The 20,154-nt window shown below is 59.2% G+C and carries 3 protein-coding genes, 3 tRNA genes and 3 rRNA genes (1 of these 9 running past the window's edge); 8 read left to right on the plus strand and 1 reads right to left on the minus strand.

The window, feature by feature from the left end; all coding sequences use genetic code 11:
* The 6 genes from AC0V6K_RS09580 to AC0V6K_RS09605 form a co-directional block, all read left to right on the plus strand.
* Positions 1-30, plus strand: a 16S ribosomal RNA gene (locus tag AC0V6K_RS09580); it begins 1,459 nt to the left of the window's first position.
* A gap of 190 nt (positions 31-220) precedes the next feature.
* Positions 221-297, plus strand: a tRNA-Ile gene (locus tag AC0V6K_RS09585).
* An 18-nt stretch (positions 298-315) separates the two neighbouring features.
* A tRNA-Ala gene (locus AC0V6K_RS09590) sits at positions 316-391 on the plus strand.
* Between the two features lie 266 nt (positions 392-657).
* A 23S ribosomal RNA gene (locus AC0V6K_RS09595) occupies positions 658-3,440 on the plus strand.
* Between the two features lie 136 nt (positions 3,441-3,576).
* Positions 3,577-3,691 (plus strand): 5S ribosomal RNA (rrf, locus tag AC0V6K_RS09600).
* Together the 16S, 23S and 5S rRNA genes with 3 tRNA genes alongside form the textbook arrangement of a ribosomal RNA operon.
* Positions 3,692-3,805: 114 nt before the next feature.
* Positions 3,806-3,882: transfer RNA gene (locus AC0V6K_RS09605), tRNA-Met, on the plus strand.
* Between the two features lie 227 nt (positions 3,883-4,109).
* Here AC0V6K_RS09605 and AC0V6K_RS09610 read toward each other — a convergent pair.
* The gene (locus AC0V6K_RS09610; protein WP_472621662.1) at positions 4,110-5,687 is read right to left on the minus strand and encodes a winged helix-turn-helix domain-containing protein; all 1,578 of its coding nucleotides are present in this window, start codon (positions 5,685-5,687) and stop codon (positions 4,110-4,112) included.
* 202 nt (positions 5,688-5,889) lie between these two features.
* Between AC0V6K_RS09610 and AC0V6K_RS09615 the strand changes: the two genes are divergently transcribed.
* Both AC0V6K_RS09615 and AC0V6K_RS09620 read left to right on the plus strand, forming a co-directional pair.
* Positions 5,890-18,768 (plus strand): hypothetical protein, encoded by a 12,879-nt coding sequence (locus tag AC0V6K_RS09615; RefSeq protein WP_472621664.1) that lies wholly within the window; start codon positions 5,890-5,892, stop codon positions 18,766-18,768.
* 375 nt (positions 18,769-19,143) lie between these two features.
* Positions 19,144-20,085, plus strand: a complete 942-nt coding sequence (locus tag AC0V6K_RS09620) for a hypothetical protein (protein ID WP_472621666.1) — start codon at positions 19,144-19,146, stop codon at positions 20,083-20,085.
* Positions 20,086-20,154 lie beyond the last annotated feature (69 nt).

The raw sequence follows: 20,154 nt of genomic DNA on the forward strand, positions 1-20,154 counted from the left end.
AGGGGAACCTGCGGCTGGATCACCTCCTTTCTAAGGACTTTCACGAAAGCGCCGGCGCAAGCCGCTGGAAGAGCTTCGTGATCTCCAAAGAACATTGCCGTCGTCCTCATGTCCTTTCATCACTGGAAATTGCCCGCAGGCAGCTGGTCACAGCTGTATGTGTGCAAATCCCTGAGCCGGCTCACGCCCCTCGCGGTCATAAGGTCGCTCGAGGTAGTGTAGGTCCGTAGCTCAGTTGGTTAGAGCGCACCCCTGATAAGGGTGAGGTCGGTGGTTCAAATCCACTCGGACCTACCAGTTTTTGTCTGGTCTTTAGGGGCCTTAGCTCAGCTGGGAGAGCACCTGCTTTGCAAGCAGGGGGTCATCGGTTCGATCCCGATAGGCTCCACCAGACAATATGATTTTCCAGGATGAAAAGAAAGAGATCCGGTTTCAACCGGTCAGGCGGTTTTACCGCCGAACATTTGACATTGTGAATGGGTTTTTAAATCGATGCCGTGGCGCATAGATTGTTATGATGGTCTAGCCGACCCGCGTAACGTTAAGTCTATGCATCACAAATCAATCAAATTGATTATCTGGCTGAGATAATTCTTCTGCATCATCGCGAAGACGCACGGGTTCTTATGCAGGCCTGTCGTTGATGGTGTAGATTCTCAAGCGTGAGGTAAGAGCATTTGGTGGATGCCTTGGCATGTACAGGCGAAGAAGGACGTGGCACGCTGCGATAAGCGTCGGGGAGTTGTGAGCAAACTTTGATCCGACGATGTCCGAATGGGGAAACCCACCTTCACCATTTCTTTCATCTTCTCTTCGGAGAGGCTGAGAGAGGTGGATAAGGTATCACCTTAGTGAATATATAGCTTTGGTGAAGCGAACCCGGGGAACTGAAACATCTCAGTACCCGGAGGAAAAGAAATCAACCGAGATTCCCGTAGTAGTGGCGAGCGAAACGGGACCAGGCGAACAGTGCTAGTGAACAGGAACAAGCTGGAAAGCTTGGCCATAGTGGGTGACAGCCCCGTACTGGTAGCGAATACTGACATATTAAGTAGGGCGGGACACGTGAAATCCTGTCTGAATATGGGGGGACCACCCTCCAAGCCTAAATACTCGTACATGACCGATAGCGAACACAGTACCGTGAGGGAAAGGTGAAAAGCACCCCGATTAGGGGAGTGAAACAGTACCTGAAACCGGATGCTTACAAGCAGTTGGAGCCCCATAGGGGGTGACAGCGTACCTCTTGCATAATGGGTCAGTGACTTAATCTAGCATGCAAGCTTAAGCCGTTAGGTGTAGGCGAAGCGAAAGCGAGTCTGAATAGGGCGACTGAGTATGTTGGATTAGACCCGAACCCCGGCGATCTAGGCATGAGCAGGTTGAAGGTGCGGTAACACGCACTGGAGGACCGAACCGTTGCATGTTGAAAAATGCTCGGATGACTTGTGTTTAGGGGTGAAAGGCCAATCAAGCCGGGAAATAGCTGGTTCTCCGCGAAATCTATTGAGGTAGAGCGTCAGATGTATGCCGATGGGGGTAGAGCACTGGATGGGCTAGGGCTGCGCGAGCGGTACCAAACCTAACCAAACTCCGAATACCATCGAGTCTTGTCTGGCAGACAGACGGCGGGTGCTAAGGTCCGTCGTCAAAAGGGAAACAGCCCTAACCTACAGCTAAGGTCCCCAAGTCATATCTAAGTGGGAAAGCATGTGGGAATCCCAAAACAACCAGGAGGTTGGCTTAGAAGCAGCCATCCTTTAAAGAAAGCGTAACAGCTCACTGGTCTAAATAAGGGTTCCTGCGGCGAAGATGTAACGGGGCTAAAGATATGCACCGAAGCTTAGGGTTGCAGTTTACTGCAGCGGTAGCGGAGCGTTCCGTAAGTGGTTGAAGCCGAAGGGTAACCGACGGTGGACATATCGGAAGTGCGAATGCTGACATGAGTAGCGATAAAGAGGGTGAGATGCCCTCTCGCCGAAAGACCAAGGGTTCCTGCTCAACGCTAATCGGAGCAGGGTTAGCCGGCCCCTAAGACGAGCCCGAAGGGGGTAGTCGATGGGAACCACGTAAATATTCGTGGGCTTGGAGATGTGTGACGGATGGCGGAAGTAGTGTGTCCTTATTGGATTGGGCATGCTGCCAAGTTGTTCCTGGAAATAGCCTCTCCGTATAAACCGTACCCGAAACCGACACAGGTGGTCAGGTAGAGTATACCAAGGCGCTTGAGAGAAGTATCCTGAAGGAACTCGGCAAATTGCCTCCGTACCTTCGGAAGAAGGAGGCCCTGGATCGAGGCAACTCTTTTCAGGGGGCACAGGCCAGGGGGTAGCGACTGTTTATCAAAAACACAGGACTCTGCTAAGTCGGCTTCAAGACGACGTATAGGGTCTGACGCCTGCCCGGTGCTTGAAGGTTAAGAGGAGGAGTGCAAGCTCCGAATTGAAGCCCAAGTAAACGGCGGCCGTAACTATAACGGTCCTAAGGTAGCGAAATTCCTTGTCGGGTAAGTTCCGACCTGCACGAATGGCGTAACGACTTCCCCACTGTCTCCAGGATATGCTCAGCGAAATTGAATTCTCCGTGAAGATGCGGAGTACCCGCGGTTAGACGGAAAGACCCCGTGCACCTTTACTGCAGCTTCAGAGTGGCATTAGGAAAGAGTTGTGTAGCATAGGTGGGAGGCTTTGAAACTTGGGCGCCAGTCCAAGTGGAGCCATAGGTGAAATACCACCCTGCTGTTTTCTGATGTCTAACCAACTACCGTTATCCGGTAGTGGGACCCTCTGTGGCGGGTAGTTTGACTGGGGCGGTCGCCTCCTAAAGAGTAACGGAGGCGCGCGATGGTAGGCTCAGGCCGGTTGGAAACCGGCTGCGAGAGTGCAATGGCATAAGCCTGCCTGACTGCGAGACTGACGAGTCGAGCAGAGACGAAAGTCGGTCATAGTGATCCGGTGGTCCCTCGTGGAAGGGCCATCGCTCAACGGATAAAAGGTACGCCGGGGATAACAGGCTGATGATTCCCAAGAGCTCATATCGACGGAATCGTTTGGCACCTCGATGTCGGCTCATCACATCCTGGGGCTGGAGCAGGTCCCAAGGGTTTGGCTGTTCGCCAATTAAAGTGGTACGTGAGCTGGGTTCAGAACGTCGCGAGACAGTTTGGTCCCTATCTGCCGTGGGCGTCGATACTTGAAAGGAGTTGCCCCTAGTACGAGAGGACCGGGGTGAACATACCTCTGGTGTACCAGTCATGCCGCCAGGCGTGCCGCTGGGTAGCTATGTATGGACGGGATAACCGCTGAAAGCATCTAAGCGGGAAGCCTCCCTTAAGATAAGGTATCATCGAACCGTAGTAGACCACTACGTTGATAGGCTGGGTGTGGAAGCGCAGTAATGCGTGGAGCTAACCAGTCCTAATAGTTCTGTTCGCGCTTGAGAGTCTGCACTGTCAATGACAGGCCTGAATTGGCCAGTCGGCAGGAAGAATTTTCCGGCCAGATACGCCCTTTGCAAAGCAAACCACTTCTCCTTGAAGTGTGCGTCGATTTAAGCCCGCATCCACAAGCTTCATTGCTTGGTGGTCATAGCGTCTGTGACCCACCCGATCCCATCTCGAACTCGGCCGTGAAACCAGATAGCGCCGATGGTACTATGTCTTAAGGCATGGAAGAGTAGGTCGCCGCCAGGCATTGCAGCTTGTGGAAGCGCGGGCAGAAACCCATTCATAAGTCAAAGGGCTAGCCTTCCAGGTTGGCCCTTTTGGCGTCTCTGGATTATGTCCAAAGACACCACAGCTAGGTGACGCGGGATGGAGCAGTCCGGTAGCTCGTCAGGCTCATAACCTGAAGGTCGTTGGTTCAAATCCAACTCCCGCAACCAGCAAAGCATTGAAAATATTGAAGAAAAGGCCTCGCTGTTTCCAGTGAGGCCTTTTCTGTTTTGAACTGGAAGCAAATAGGAAGCACGCGGTATCGTTACCGGTCACGGTGTCTGCTTTTGGGTTTGTGTTGGGTGGCGCCGATAACTGGAATTGGGGGTGAAAGCGGAATGTCTGCATTTGCTGTGAATGAACTGGGCACAGCAAGGTTTGGCCCAAAGAATGACCATCAAGCAAATCCGTTCGCGGTCAGGATTGCCTGCACCACGGGACGGACGCGTTCGCCCATATAGGGATTGGCGCGTTCGATCCCCGCAATCGTCACTGTCGGAAACACATGTCGGATGTGGTCCGCAATTTCTGCCGCTTCCTCTTTCTCGCCCGAGACAAAGATCGCGCAAAGAGCGGTCACCATGATCATCAGGTCTTCATGGGGCACACTTTGTGCCATGCGCCCCCAATGGGCGGAGGCTTGTATATCGCCAAGATTAAACTGCGCGATTGCCTGCGCCGCATAGGTCGAATAGCGCATCGGATCACGCGGGCTGAGCGAAAGCGCTTTTTCACCGTGTTTCATCGCATCTTCATAAGGCCCGGCGAAAGCGTGAAAGGCCGCCATTTGCGTGTGCCCCATGGCATAGCTTGGCGACAGTTCAACTGAGCGCTCCAGCCATTCGGGTGCTTGTTCGCGCTGAGAACTGAGTGAAAGCGCTTTGCCCATCGCAAGGTTTGCAGCCGGGTCATCTGGATCTGCATCAATCGCGGCTTCGGCTGACATCCGCATCAATTGCGGTGCATCACCGGGATCATGCAATGTGCGTTGCAGAAGCAACCACCAATAGGTGTGAGAAAGGCCTGCATGCGCGCGGGCAAAGTCAGGATCAATCGCAACCGCTCTTTGGAAATAGCCCTGCGCGCGCTCAATATTGGCAATGCCGCGACGATAGAGCAGCGAGCTGCCCAGATGAAACGCCTGCCATGCGGTCAAATCGCGCGGAGCGGAAAGGCGCAGCCGCTCGGCCTCATTGCGCGGAATTTGTCGCTCAATCTCATGCACGATGCGCCCGGTGATATGCGCGCGGATTTCGTGAATGCCGCGCGGATCAATCTCAAACTGTTCTGACCAAACAATGCGGTTGCTATGCGCGTCGGACAGGTCGACTGAAAGGGTGACTTTCTCGCCCACGGCTCCAACAACGCCTGCCAAGACGTAGTCTGCTCCCAAGGCCGCACGAATGGTCGAAGGTGACGTCAGCTCTCCTCCGAACTGAAAACTCGTCCCGCGTGCTATCACGCCAAGCAAATGCAAACGCGACAGGGCGGTAATGATATCGTCGGGCAGGGCCTGGGTGATGCCAGCATTGGGCGATTGGCTTGATCCCTGTAGCCGAAAGGGCAGCACGGCGATCACCGGACGGTCACCTATCTTGCCCGGTTCGGTCGCGAGCTCGGCGGCATCAACCATCGCAACCTGAGCAGCTGGCAATCGCATTGAGCTGACGATCTCTGGGATCAACCGCCAGCCCTTGGCATGGACAGTTTCAATGACCGCGCGCGCTTTGTCTGAATCGCCCAAGGCGTTGCGCAAAGACTTGATCTGGCTGAGCAGGGCAGAATTGGAAACGTGTCGACCATCCCACAATGTGTCGATGATTTCAGCCTTGCTCAGCAATCGGCCAGTGCCTGTACGCAGAAACAGGTGGAGCAGTTCTTTGGTTCTGGGCTGAAGATGCACGGCTTCGCCAGTGGCATCGGTCAGCTCGTAGCGGTCACTATCAAATGTGAAGACCCCAAAGCGATAAATCACGAATGGATACCTTTGCCAAAATCAGTCTGACTTGTGTGCTTGATAGACCGTAGATGTCAAACATTGACCGTTTGTCTACGCACTATCGGCGCGGACTTTAGCCACTCCGCGCAAAACGGGTTTTTTTGGGGGCAAACTTGAATGCCTCTCTGATTCATCCTGAGTGAACGCGGATCAGGTGCGAGTCCCCGGGGAAATCAGTATGCCGCGTTCAAATCCAAGCCGTAGCGTAGATCTGTCGCGCAAGCAGATGCAGTTGCGTAAAGGCGGCCTGCTTTGCGGCGCGGCTTTGGGCGTGATGGTAACCGCGGAGCCAGCCTTGGCGCAGACGTGCAGCCTGCCTGCGATTACAGTCAATCCGAACAGCAATATTGTCATCAATTCCCAGGGCGCTAGCGGCGCAAACGGCAAGAATCGCAGTTCTACCCGCAACGGCGGGTTCGGCAGCACTGCTGGCAGTGTCAATGCCAGTGGCACGCATTTCTACAATAGCGGCCCGACCCAGCCCACCGTCGTGCGCTCGATTGGTGGCAGGGGCGGCGATGGTGAGGACATCGCCGTCACTGGCACGGCTGGACGCGGCGGCAATGGCGGCAATGGCAATGTCATCGCTTATGAAGCCTGCGGCACAGATCTCTATACACCGGGTGCAATTCCGCCAATTTTCGATAACTTCAGAATTACCAATGCCGCCAATGCCTTTAGCCCTTTGGCTGGGATTTTTGTCGTTTCGCGCGGCGGCGATGGCGGAAATGGCGGCGACGGCGATTTTGGGGTTGCGGACATCAAAGGCGGCAGAGGCGGCAAAGGCGGGTTTGGCAACAATGTCTTCCTCAATGTCTTCAGCGAAGTTCTCGTTCGTCGGCCAACTGATCCCAATCTAACCGTCAGAGCTCCAGGTGTGCTGGTTCAATCCATTGGTGGCACAGGCGGTGAGGGCGGTGAGGCAGCGGGGATCATCGATGGATCAGGCGGGGCTGGAAATCGCGGCGGGGACGGCAAGAACGTAACCGTTCGCCTGTTCGGCACAATTACCACCCTTCCCAATTTCAGCAGCGGTCTCGTCGCACAAAGCATCGGCGGCAGCAGCGGCGATGGCAGTGGCGGCTCGGGCCTGTTTTATGGCCGCGGTGGTGCTGGCGATTCCGGCGGCACTTCTGGCAAAGTCACTGTCACGCTTGAGCCGGGCAGTTCCATTCTCACTAACGGTTATTTCTCTCACGGCATTGTGGCGCAATCCATTGGCGGCGGCGGCGGTGCCTCTGCTGGCGGTTGGGGTCTGGTTGGCGTCGGCGGCAATGCTGGCAAAGGCAACACTGGCGGCGAAGTTGAAGTCAATATCAATGGCTCGATTGAGACACGTGGCAGCACGTCAGATGGCGTTATTGCGCAGAGCATTGGCGGCGGCGGCGGTGTAGGCGGCTCAAGCGCCGGAATTGTCGCGATTGGCGGCAGCGGCGGGACAGCCGGTGCAGCGCATCCTGTTCTTGTCACGGTAGGACAGACTGGCTCGATCACCACTGGCGGTAATGACAGCCGAGGTATCCTCGCTCAATCCATTGGCGGCGGCGGCGGGGCAGCCGGTGTTACGGCAGGCTCTGTCGCGATCGGCGGCAATGGCGGTGCTGCTGGCAATGGCGGAACCGTAACAGTCGTGCACAATGGCACGATCGACACCAGCGGAGACCGTTCGGTCGGGATCCTTGCGCAATCGATTGGCGGCGGCGGCGGCCAAGGCGGCACGTCTGTGGGCAATATTGCCATCGGTGGGCGCGGTGCTTCTGGAGGCAGCTCAGCCCGAGCAGCCCTTGGCGCGCTAGATGGGACAGCTATTGTCCGTACCCGCGGTAATTCTGCCTCTGGTATCATCGTCCAGAGCATTGGCGGCGGCGGCGGCAATGGCGGCGGCTCGCTTAGCACGGGCGGCAGTGTCAATGTGAATATTGGCGGTGCAGGTGGAAGCGGCGGCAATGCCGGGGAAGCTTCTGCTGTCTATAGCGGCTTGATCGAGACATCTGGTGAGGCCTCAGACGGCTTGGTCGTCCAAGCAATTGGCGGTGGCGGTGGCAATGGCGGACTTGCCGTCGCAACATCTGTCAGCTCGCTTGCAGGCATTTCTGTTGCGCTGGGCGGCGCTGGTGGCAATGGCGGAACTGGTGGTGTGGTTACCGCCAATGGCAACAACTTGACGATCTTGACGAATGGCAATGATTCTCGCGGCATCGTGGCACAATCGGTTGGTGGCGGCGGCGGAAACGGGGGCGCTTCGGTAGGTATCGCAGCTGTCGCATCGGCCGCTCCCGGTCCGGCTGTGGCAGTTGCAATCGGTGGCAAAGGTGGGAGCGGCGGCAATGGCGGAGTTGTGAATTCCACCATTAGCGGCTTGATCCGCACGCAAGGCGATCGTTCGAACGGTGTCACCGCCCAATCCATCGGCGGCGGCGGCGGCAATGGCGGCCTCAGTGTCACAGCAGCCCTCGCTGGCAGCACGCTTGCAGCCGGATCGGTCAATGTCGGAATTGGCGGTTCGGGTGGTAGTGGCGGTGTCGGAAACACAGTCAATGTCGATGCACGCGGCGGTCTTGAGCTGGTTACGTTTGGTGAGGATTCCGCAGCTCTCTTGGCGCAATCCATCGGTGGCGGAGGCGGCAATGGCGGCGCCTCATTTGGATTGAACGCATCACTTGCAGGCGCCGGCACGGTATCTGCCAACGTAGGGATTGGCGGTGATGGAGCCGTTGGCGGCGATGCAGGAGCGGTTACCGTCCGCTACGCAGGCGATGCCGCAACACTGGGCAATCGGTCAGCGGCGATTGCTGCGCAGTCGATTGGCGGTGGCGGCGGAAGCGGCGGTTTTTCAGGCGGTCTGAGCCTCGCTTTGGCTGGCGGCGGATCGGTTGCTGCAACGGTCAATATCGGCGGCAGCGGAGCTGGCGGCGGTGACGGAGAAAACGTCACCGTTGAAAGCAATGTCGGTGGCAGCGGCTTGCTATTCACCGCAGGCAACGATTCAGCCGCGCTGCTCGCGCAATCCATTGGCGGAGGCGGCGGTAATGGCGGCTCTACTCTCAGCCTGACCGGCAGTGCGGGGGGCGGAGGCAGCGTTGGCGCTGGCGTGGGCATTGGCGGTGATGCAGCCCTAGGCGGCATAGGCGGTGCAGTTTTTGTGAACAGCAATTCTACGCTTCAAACTGTTGGTGACCGCTCGGGCGCAATCGTCGCGCAATCGATTGGCGGTGGCGGCGGCAATGGCGGCTCTTCCACATCGGTTACGGCGACCTTGTCTGGCGGTGCATCCGTTGCTGCCGGAGTAAACCTTGGCGGCACAGGAGGCGCTGGCGGTCGCGGCGGCAATGTCACCACGATACAGACCGGCGAAATCCGCACCGCCGGGAACGACAGCAGCGGTATAGCAGCGCAATCCATCGCAGGCGGCGGAGGCATTGGTGGAACGGCTGTGTCCATAGGTGCAGCGGGCTCGCTTGGAGCTGGCGTGAGCGTCAATGTCGCGCTTGGCGGGCTCGGCGGCAGCGGGGGCACAGGTGGCCGGGTGCTGGTCGATCACGAAGGCTTCATTGCGACCAGTGGCGACCGCAGCAAAGGTATCTTGGCGCAGTCAATTGGTGGCAGTGGCGGTGCTGGCGGCTCAAGCGTTGCGGTTGGCGTAGGTGTTGGCCTTCAAGGCGCAGGCGTTGCAGCCACAGTTGCGCTTGGCGGAGCGGGTGCGGATGGCGGCGTAGCGCAGCGTGTCAGGGTCGAGTCTGATGGAGACATCATCACCGGCGGCGATGACGCAGCGGGCATTTTGGCGCAGTCGATTGGTGGAGCGGGCGGCGCAGCCGGCTTTACTTTCGCGGGATCATTGGCTGGCGGAACGGGCGCAGGCATAGCCCCGGCAGTGGCGATTGGCGCGGATGGCGGGAATGGCGCGACCTCAGGCAATGCTGAAATCGTCCACACGGGCCTCGTGACGACAGCAGGTGATCGTTCGTCCGGCGTGCTCGCCCAATCAATTGGCGGAAGCGGCGGGGCCGGCGGTTTTTCTGGTTCGCTCTCAATTGGTGCAGGCGCGGCAGGCGTCGGTCTCGGCGTGACGCTTGGAGGAGCGGGTGGCTCTGGCGGAGATTCTGCCATTGCTGTCGCTCAGCAGATTGGCGCGGTGAGTACGCAAGGCTCTGACGCCATCGGAGTTGGTGCGCAATCAATCGGTGGCAGCGGCGGTGCTGGCGGCAATTCCATTTCGCTTGGAGCAGCCGTAGGCGCTGGCGCAGCGGCGGTGAATGTCGCGCTTGGTGGTAATGGCGGCGCCGGCGGTACATCGGACGCAGCGTCAGTTCTTGCGCGCGACGGCGTGCAGACCGTTGGCGCACGCAGCCATGCAATTTTGGCGCAGTCAATTGGCGGCAGCGGCGGCGCAGGGGGCTTCAGCGTTGCCATGTCCTTGGCTGGCGGCAAAGCCGCGGGCGGCGTTTCGGTGGGCATTGGCGGCAATGGCGGTGATGGCGGCACGTCTGCTGCTGTCAGCGTCAACAATGAAGGTGACTTGCTGACACTCGGAACCGACGCCAACGGTATTTTGGCGCAGTCTATCGGTGGCAGCGGCGGAGCCGGTGGCTTTGCGCTTACAGGATCAGGTGGAATTGGAGCGACCGCTGGCATAGCGGCCTCGATCTCAATCGCAGGTAGCGGAGGTCTGGGCGGCGAAGCGGACCTCGTCACCGTCACAAGCGAAGGAGACATTGCGACCGCTGGAGACCGCGCGCGCGGCGTGGCGGCCCAATCCATTGGCGGCGATGGCGGTGTTGGCGGTTGGTCGGGTGCCTTTGCACTCGCTGGCGGCGGCGTGGCCGGAATTGGCGTAAGTGTCGGCATTGGCGGCGTGGGCGGTGATGGTGGCATCTCCAAGGACGTTACGATTGCCAACACCGGTGATGTCACGACTTTGGGAGCTTATGCTCAAGGCTTGCTTGCGCAATCCATTGGCGGCGGCGGCGGCGCTGGCGGCTTCGCGCTGGGGGCAAGCGTTGGCATTGGCGGCAAGGCTGGCGTTGGCGCAGCGGTCACGCTCGGCGGTGCGGGCGGCAATGGCGCGGATAGCGGCGTTGCGCGGGTCAGCGCCATTGGTGACATTGCAACCGAAGGTGCCGGATCAAGCGGCATTCTGGCGCAATCGATTGGCGGCAATGGCGGCGCAGGCGGTTTCTCCTTTGCAGCAGGTGCGGGAGCAAGTGGCAATGTTGGAGCAGGCGCTGCGGTCAGCATTGGCGGCTCCGGCGGCGCGGGTGGCTCGGCAACGCTGGTCGATATCGATCATGTCGGGGACATTCTGACAATTGGCGCAGATGCAGGCGGCATTGTCGGGCAATCGATTGGTGGCAATGGCGGTGCTGGCGGATTCTCGGTAGCGGGCGCTTTGACCGCTGGTCAGAATGCAGCGGCCGCTAGCGTGACTGTTGGCGGATCAGGCGGCGCGGGTGGAACATCGGCGCTCTATGTCTTCCGCGATTTCAACAATCCCCGCGGACACATTGTCGATCCAGACGGGGTCGTGGTCGATATCGCCAATCTTGGCAACATCATCACTGCTGGTGATCGTTCAAGCGGCATTGTCGCGCAATCCATCGGCGGCAGCGGCGGCTCTGGCGGAACGAGCGTTGGGGTTGCGGTCAACGCCGCGACATCAAACGCAGCGAGCATTGCAGTCTCCATTGGCGGTGCGGGCGGCGATGGTGGCCGTTCGAGCGGTGTTGCGGTTACGCAAACCGGCGATGTCGCGACGTTCGGTCACGATTCCCACGGTATCATCGCGCAATCGGTTGGTGGTGACGGCGGTGCCGGTGGTGGCAGTGTCGGCGTTGCCATTGGTGCTGCGGGTCAAGCCCAAGTGTCTGGCGCGATCACGGTCGGCGGCACGGGCGGTGCCGGGGCGAGAGCGGGCGATGTCTCGGTCGCAAGCATTGGTCAGACTATCACTCAGGGCCAACGCAGCCATGGCGTAATCGCTCAATCTATCGGTGGCAGCGGCGGCACAGGCGGCTTTGCCGTCTCAGGTGCGCTATCCATCGGCGGTCAGAACAGCGCGGCGATTGGTGTTGCGGTTGGCAATAGCGGCGGTGGCGGCGGCCTCGCGGGTGACGTTTCGGTGCGCCGTGAGGGATTCACTCAGCTCGCAGGCGACGACAGCAGCGGCATCCACGCGCAATCCATCGGCGGCAGTGGCGGTGCTGGCGGGTTTAGCCTTGCCGGTTCGATCAGTTTCTCAGGACAGAATGCAGCTTCGGTAGGTGTTGCGATTGGCGGTTCTGGCGGGACGGCTGCGAGCGCGCGCGATGTGTCGGTCAGCAATGTCGGTGACATGATTATTGCGGGCAATCGTTCGCACGCTGTGCTCGCCCAATCGCTCGGCGGCGGAGGCGGCAATGGCGGCTTTTCTGGCACGCTTGCAGCAGCGGCAGCGACCGGCAAAGTCTTGAGCCTTGGCGTTGGCATTGGCGGCTCTGGTGCGGGTGGCGGCGCGAGCCGAAATGTCGCGATTGATAGCACCGGCGACCTGACCACGCTCGGCGTGGACTCCGATGTCCTGCTGGCTCAATCGATTGGCGGCGGAGGCGGCTCAGGCGGCTCTGTCTTCTCCATGGGCCTTGGTATCGGCATGTCGTCACTGTCTGCATCTGTTGGCATTGGCGGTTCAGGAGATTCCGGCGGTCCTGCTGGCGAAGTTTCGGTCATCCATTCCGGTAACATTCTCTCAGTTCAGGAACGCAGCCGCGGGATAGTCGCACAGTCGATTGGCGGCGGAGGCGGCAATGGCGGCTTCAGCGCGGCGTTGGCTGGCGGGTTGGCGCAAGACACTGCGATGCTCGCGGCAGTCGGGATTGGCGGCACAGGTGCAGGCGGCGGGGACGGCAATATCGTAACCGTCTCGGCCGATGGCTCGATCACCACGCAAGGCGACGAATCCGACGGAATTCTGGCGCAATCGATTGGCGGCGGCGGCGGTAATGGCGGCTTCTCGCTGACAGGTGCGGCGGCCTTTACGACCGGTGGCGCTGGCCGAGCGGCTGGTGTTGCGATTGGTGGCGCCGGAGGATCAGCATCCAATGGCCGTGAAGTGACAATAACCGGCAATGCCAATATTGCGACCTTGGGCGACCGTGCGCGCGGCATCGTTGCGCAGTCCATCGGCGGCGGCGGCGGCAATGGCGGCTGGTCTTCGGCCATCGCCGCAGCAGCCTCAAGCAGCTCAGAAGCAACCGGGGCAGCGGTTTCTGTTGGCGGCTTTGCCGGTGCGGGCGGCAGTGCGAGCGCGGTCACAATTGATGTAACAGGCGATGTTACAACCGAAGGCTTGGATGCAACTGGCATCCTTGCACAATCCATCGGTGGAGGCGGCGGCAATGGCGGCTTCTCCCTCGCCGGAACGGTCAATGCCGGACAGAATTTGAAGAGCGCCAATGTCGCAATCGGCGGCGGCGGCGGAGCTGGCGGTGATGCAAGCGCAGTCTCGCTCACCAGCGGCGGACAAATCTGGACGCAGGGAGACCGCGCGGCTGCGCTCGTGGCGCAATCGATTGGCGGCGGCGGTGGCAATGGCGGTGGATCGGTTGCCGCTGGCTTGGACATTGGCACCGGCGGTTCTGGCAAAGGTTATGCCGCATCTGTCGCGATTGGTGGCACTGGCGGGGTTGCCGGTGATGCAGCGCGCGTTGATCTGACCAGCCTCAATTCCGTTCTGACCAACGGCGAAGACAGCTACGCAATTGTCGCGCAGTCCATCGGTGGTGGCGGAGGCAATGGCGGCTTTGCCATCGCAGGCCAGGCCGCAGTGAATGCACCGCTGACCGGGGCCGCGTTGGGCCTTGGCGGCGCAGGTGGCGGCGGCGGTGACGCTGGCTCTGTTACCGTGAGGATTGAGGAAGGCGTTGCAGCGACCGGAGCGCGCTCGGGTGCAATTCTGGCGCAATCCATCGGCGGCGGCGGTGGAAGCGGCGGCTTCTCGGCCTCTATTGTTGGTGGGCTGGAGCTTGGTGCTGGCACGCAGGGCGCCAGCAAGACCGCCTCCCTGTCCATCGGCGGCAGCGGCGGTGTAGGCGGCGATGCCAGCAGCGTAAGCGTAACCAGTCTGGTCGCGGCCCAAACACAAGGTGAATTTGCCCACGCGATTACGGCGCAATCGATTGGCGGCGGTGGCGGCTCTGGCGGGGCGTCGATCTCGGCTGACCTGTCTCGCTCAACCGGGGCAACCTCGATTGCCTTCGCGCTTGGCGGTCAAGGTGGAGCGGCTGGCGATGCTGATGATGTAATTGTCAATGTCGATGGACTGATCAGCACTGAAGGCGAGAATTCCTACGGTATCCTTGCTCAATCGATTGGCGGTGGAGGCGGCGATGGCGGCATGGCTGGCGCGCTTGCATTCAACAGCGCAGCCACGCCCGGCTCCAACAAGAAACCGATCAACATCTCGATGGCCTTGGGCGGAGGTGCTGGCATTGGCGGCGTTGGTGCCAGTGTGACTATCGATAACCTCGCGCAGATTCTCACTATGGGCGAAGGCTCGCACGGCATTCTCGCTCAGTCCATTGGCGGTAGCGGCGGTGCTGGCGGCATGGCCTTTGCCGGGTCGATCTCTGACAGCACAGCAACCAATCTTGCGCTCAGCTTTGGCGGTGTCGGCGGAATGGGCAATTTCGGCGGAACAGTCGATGTCGCCTCCCGCAATGCAATCGTCACGCAAGGCGACAATGCGGTTGGTATCCTCGCGCAATCGATTGGTGGCGGCGGCGGAGCTGGCGGTTCGGTCGGCTCGCTGGCCATGTCTGTCACGCGTCCGAATGCGACTGGCACAACCACCAACCTCACTATGGAGCTTGGCGGTGCTAGCGGCGATGGCAACATTGGCGGCACAGTCACCGTGTTGAACGAAGGCACGATCGATACACTCGGTGAGCTCAGCCACGGTATCTTTGCTGAGAGTATTGGTGGCGGTGGCGGTTCGGGCGGCGCGACTGGCGTCGATTTCGAATTGTTCGACGGTTATGTCGAAGGCGGCATTCCCAATGGCTCTCTGTCGACAGGTAACAACGCAACCAATATCTCCGTCGCGCTTGGCGCTGACGGCGGGGTTGGCTTGGATGGCGGCTCAGTTACGGTCACCAACCGGGGCGATATCGTTACCCGCGGCCTGCAAGCCAACGCCATTTTCGCACAATCCATTGGCGGCGGCGGTGGACAGGCTGGCCTTGCTCAGTCTGTTGCGGCGTCCCTTGCCATAACCGGCGGAGCAGGCGCAGCAAACAACAAGACCAAACAGCTCGCAATTGCGGTTGGCGGCAAAGGCGCGGCTGCTGGTGATGCGGGTACGGTCACCGTTGTCAACGAAGCGATCCTGCTAACTCTTGCTGACAGCGCACACGGCATTCTAGCGCAGTCTATCGGCGGCGGTGGCGGCACCGGCGGTGACGCCAGCGGTCTTGCGACGGTCTACAACCGCAAGGTTACCAAAAAACAAGAAAAGCGGCTTGAGAAGAAGAACACGACCGTCTCGGTCGCCATTGGCGGTGAAGGCGGCGCAGCGGGCGATGGCAACACTGTAACGGTCACGAATGCAGGCACAATCGAAACGCTCGGCAGCGGCAGCCACGCCGTTTTTGCTCAGTCGATCGGCGGCGGTGGCGGCAATGGCGGCTCTGTCTCTGGCCCGGTTGATGACACGCTTGACCTGCTGGATGCCAGCAACAAAGGCGCGGCGCGCGAATTCTCCGTCGGTGTTGGCGGCGGTGGCGGAGCCAGCGGCTCTGGCGGCGATGTGCTGGTGTCGAACACCGGAGTGCTTGTTGCTCGCGGCGACCTCTCACACGGCGTCTTTGCACAAAGCGTTGGCGGCGGAGGTGGCGCTGGCGGGGAAGGCGGCGATGCTGATGTCTCCATCGGCGGCGGCTGGGCCGGCAATGGCGGCTCATCAGGTGATGGCGGTTCGATCACCTTCACAAACACAGGTACGATCGTGACGGAAGGCTTCGTCAGCCACGGAGTATTCCTGCAATCAATCGGCGGCGGCGGCGGCACTGGCGGCGCGAACGGAGGACCAGAAGAAACCGATCCCGATGATGAGGAAATCATCGAATCCGCCGGTGGCTTGGTCACGCTCCCCGGAGACTTCGTCCAAGCTGCACAAGAGCCACCGGCTGGCCCCAACATGTCCGTCGGCATCGGCGGCCAAGGCGGCTCATCAGGCAATGGCGGCGCGATCAGCGCCGTGAACGACGGCAATATTTGGACCACGGGCGACGGGTCTATGGGTATGCTTGTCCAATCGGTTGGCGGCGGTGGCGGCATCGGCGGCAATGCAGGCGGAGGCAGTCTGAACGTAGGCGGTCAAGGCGGCGCGGCGGGTGATGGCGGTGACATTGATATCGTCAACAACGGTCAGATCGCCACCGAGGGCAAAATGGCGACCGGTATATATGCGCAGTCGGTTGGCGGCGGCGGCGGCATTGGCGGTTCGGTAGGCATTGAGTCTGATAAGCTACCAGCGCTTGGTAGCGGTGGAACGCGCGAGCAAGTCGCAGCTGGGCTCGCCGCGGGCAATTCTTTACCGTCGGTCGCAGGGCAGTTGGCAACGGTCGGCGCGCCTTATCAAATTCAGTCTGTGTCCGTCGCCGGTGAAGGCGGCGCAGCAGGTAATGGCGGCAATATCACCATTACCAACAACGGCTCAATCTTCACCAAAGGCACGCTAGCCTTTGGCATCTTCGCGCAGTCCGTCGGTGGTGGCGGAGGCATGGGCGGCGCAGGTTCGCTGACCCCATCTGAAATTGCGATCCCGATGTCAGGCGGTCGCGGCGGTGATGGAGGCGACGTCACTGTGATCCACACCGGCGATATCGTCACCGAAGGATTCGGGGCGATTGGCATCTTAGCTCAGTCAGTTGGCGGAGGTGGCGGCTATGCCGGTGACCTGTCCTTCGGTCTTGGCGATTTTGCTACCCCGGCTATTCCCCTGCCGATTGGCGCGCAAGGTGGCGATGGCGGCGATGTCACAGTCACTTCGACAGGCAATATCCATGTCTCTGGCGTCGGGGCGGTTGCGATTTTCGCACAGTCAGTTGGTGGCGGCGGCGGCCTCTGGAATGGTCAAGGTATCCTTGGAACAGCTGGCTCACTTGGTCTCAAAGGGGAAGCTGGCAAAGTAAGCTGGTCGCACACAGGCGATCTTGTCGCGACCGATATCAATGGCATCGCGGCCTTGTTCCAGAGCCAGGGCACAGACGGCCAGGACGACATTATCGCAGAGCTTGATGGCGATATTCGCGGCGGTTCTATCTTTGGCAAAGGCATCATGATCGAGGGCGGCGAGAATAATCTGCTGACCCTGTTCGGCAGTGTTGCTGCAGAAAGCGACCTCGCGATCGAAGCAACGTCGGGCAATGATACGATCAACAGCCACTCAATGGTGTTTGGCAATATCGATCTGTTTGGCGGCGCAGACACTCAAACCACATCGACGCTGCGCCGAACGGCAGGGGTGCGCACCACGGCCTCAACTCACACCAGCGAAGTCAACATTTACAACAATTTGGAAGACGGCGTGTTGGTCGCGTTCGACTTCATCGATCTTGGTGAAGCGGGTGTCTTGAACAACCTCGGCATGCTCGCATTCGGTGAATTGAATGAGAGGCGCGATGTCGCACTCACGGGCTCCCTGGTGCAAGGGCAAACAGGCATCTTCCTCGCTGATCTCGATTTCGCTCAGACCGGCCAGCAAAGTGACAGCTTGATCGTCAGCGGCAGTGCGGACCTGTCTGGCGAGGTGGTCTTGCAGCTAAGCAACATCAGCCAGCTGAGAACCGGCTCGTTCTCGTCAGTGCTGGTCGATGCCGCAGGAGGCGTAACCGACAATGGCGTGACCTTGCGCGGGGTTCAATCGAATGCCGTTGCACGTTTCAATCTGGGTTTTAGCGCCACCCAGATGACTTTCGACCACACGATTGATTTTGCTGGTTTAGATGGTGGCTTTAACATCAATCAGACGAGCTTCGGTGACTACCTCAACCGTGCTGTGAATGAAGGCGGAAGCAGCGACGTTCAGGACTTGGCAAGCACGTTGCTGTTCGTCCCAGAAGTCACACAGATCGCTGCAAGCTACGACAGTATCGGCGGAACTATCTACGCAGATAATGTCGCTGACATGGCTCTCGCTGCAGAAAGCTTCTCAGACGACATGTTCGACTGTCGCCATCTTTCCAATACAAGAGAGGGCGATGGCTGTGCTTGGGGCGTATTTGCCAACCGTGACACACAGTTCGATGCCACGACGCAAAACCTACGCGCCGATGCAAGCAGCGAACGTGTGGCCGGTGGATTTGAACTGGGTGTGGGCGACGGGTGGAAACTTGGCTTTTCGGGCGCCCGAGACTGGACCAATCTTGCCGGAGCAACTGCGTCCAGCAATGGCGAGCGAACATTCGTCGGCGCGCATATTGGCGGTCAAGCAGGCGGGGTGATAACGCAAGTCTTCGCCGCTTATGGCGAAGCGCAAAACGATATTTCGCGTGTTATTGCCTATCCTGGCTCGATCGCTACGGCGAGCGGGCGGCAGGATCTTCGCTCATTCGAACTGGGCGGCCGTGTGAGCACTTTGATTGAAGATGGCGATGTGTATTTGCGACCAGCGGTGCAAGTTGCCTATGTTTCGATCGATGGGAGCACCGGCGCAGAGAGCGGCGACAGCGGCTTGCGTCTGGCACAAAGCGATGCAGGCCGCTCGTTCTTGCGTGCAGCGGCAAGCGCTCGACTTGGTTCCTCGGTTTCACTGGGCAGCAAGACGACTTTGCGCTCGCATCTGCAAACGCGCGTGACATTTGACAGTACAGATAATCAATCCGCTGTCTTGCGCTTTGCCGATGTTGCCGGTGCCGGGGACTTTGCACAATGGCGCTTTACCGACCAATTGCGCGGAGAGCTGGGCGCAGGTCTCTCGCTGGAACTTGGCGATGTCACTCTGCAAGCAGAATGGAACAGCAGCATTGGCGGTCATGCACAGTTCGACGAGATCCAGGTCGGAGCATCGTTCCAGTTCTGATGGGTGCTCAACTGGTTGGCTGGATCGGTGCAATTGAAGATGACCGGAAAGCATTTAGTTTCGCTTTTTTCAACGAGATCTACAGCAACTGCCGGATACTTTGGAAACGCTGCTTTCTAAGCTCTCGAGTCCGCAAATGGGTCGTAAGCGGAATGTCAGATTTTTTGACAACATCGGTGACAAGCAGACATTCCGCTTTCGACCCACTTCAAGCCAGAGCTAAATGGCCGAGATTGGGTGTGTAAGCGGAATTTCTGCTCTCGCGTGACCAATGCACGCCGAGCCTGACACACCTGCCACATACATGGCATGGCGAGTAACAACCACTTCTCCCAATAAATCTCTCTCACAGATCAACTAGTCGGAGAGTGAGTTATGCTTGGACGGACGGCCTTGATAGGCCTTTGGACTTCAATTGCGGCAGCATCCGTTGCGATTGCGCCCGCCGCGCAGGCCCAATTCAAACTTCCCAAGAAGCCAAAGATTGAGCTCCCGACCGGCGCGAAGATCAAGTCGGAAGATAGCGCCGGGCCGACGTCATCTTCACAATCTCCAACGTCGAAACGAGAGTTCAACAATCTTATTCGGAAGCTCGAGACCACCATCAATCCAAACACGACGGTCCGGACGTTGAAGGCCGATGGTGAAAGGGTGGATCGTGATGTGCAGGCCTATAAGGCTAGTGCCGACAGACTATCGGACGGCTCTTTCGATCGTTTGATGGGTGAGCGTCCGAACTCGTTGAATCGGCTCAAACGCAATTATGACAGCCTTTCGAAACGGATTGATCGCGAAGTGCAATTCGCGTCTAATATGGTCAAGGGTCACGGCGTAGCAGAGGCGGGTTATAACTACCTGCTGACCATCGACGCGAAGCTATATGGTGCGGAGAAGTTGTTTCCGAACAACGTCAACTATTCAGCTGCGCGGGCGAAAGTCACTCGTGAGACGGCGAAGTATAGCAGCAGGGCCGGTGCCGCTGCCGCTGAAGATGCAGCCGAGCTGGCAGCGGCGCGGAAGGTCCATATCCCCGGTCCAACCATTCGCGATCCGAAGGTCGAACGGATGTTCCGAAGCGCCTATGGCTCCGCTGGCTTCCCCTACCAGATTTTGAAGGTCAATATTGCTGGCCCTTGGGAGCCATACCGCGAATACGGTCGCCTCGTGGGTCGGACTCGCGACGCGTATATTGCCGCGAAAGACCCTGGCTCGGACAAGTGCAACCTCTATCGCTTCACTATACTGGTAGAGAATGGTGGAAGTCCCCGTCGCAAAGGCCACACCACCACTCGTATTGCCTGCGAGAACATAAAGTAGGGATACATTTGCCCTCTCAAGCGCGCTCGGTTTAAGCCGCAAAGGAAGGGGGATGTATGTCGGAATTAA

Source organism: Erythrobacter sp. S43, assembly GCF_057364955.1.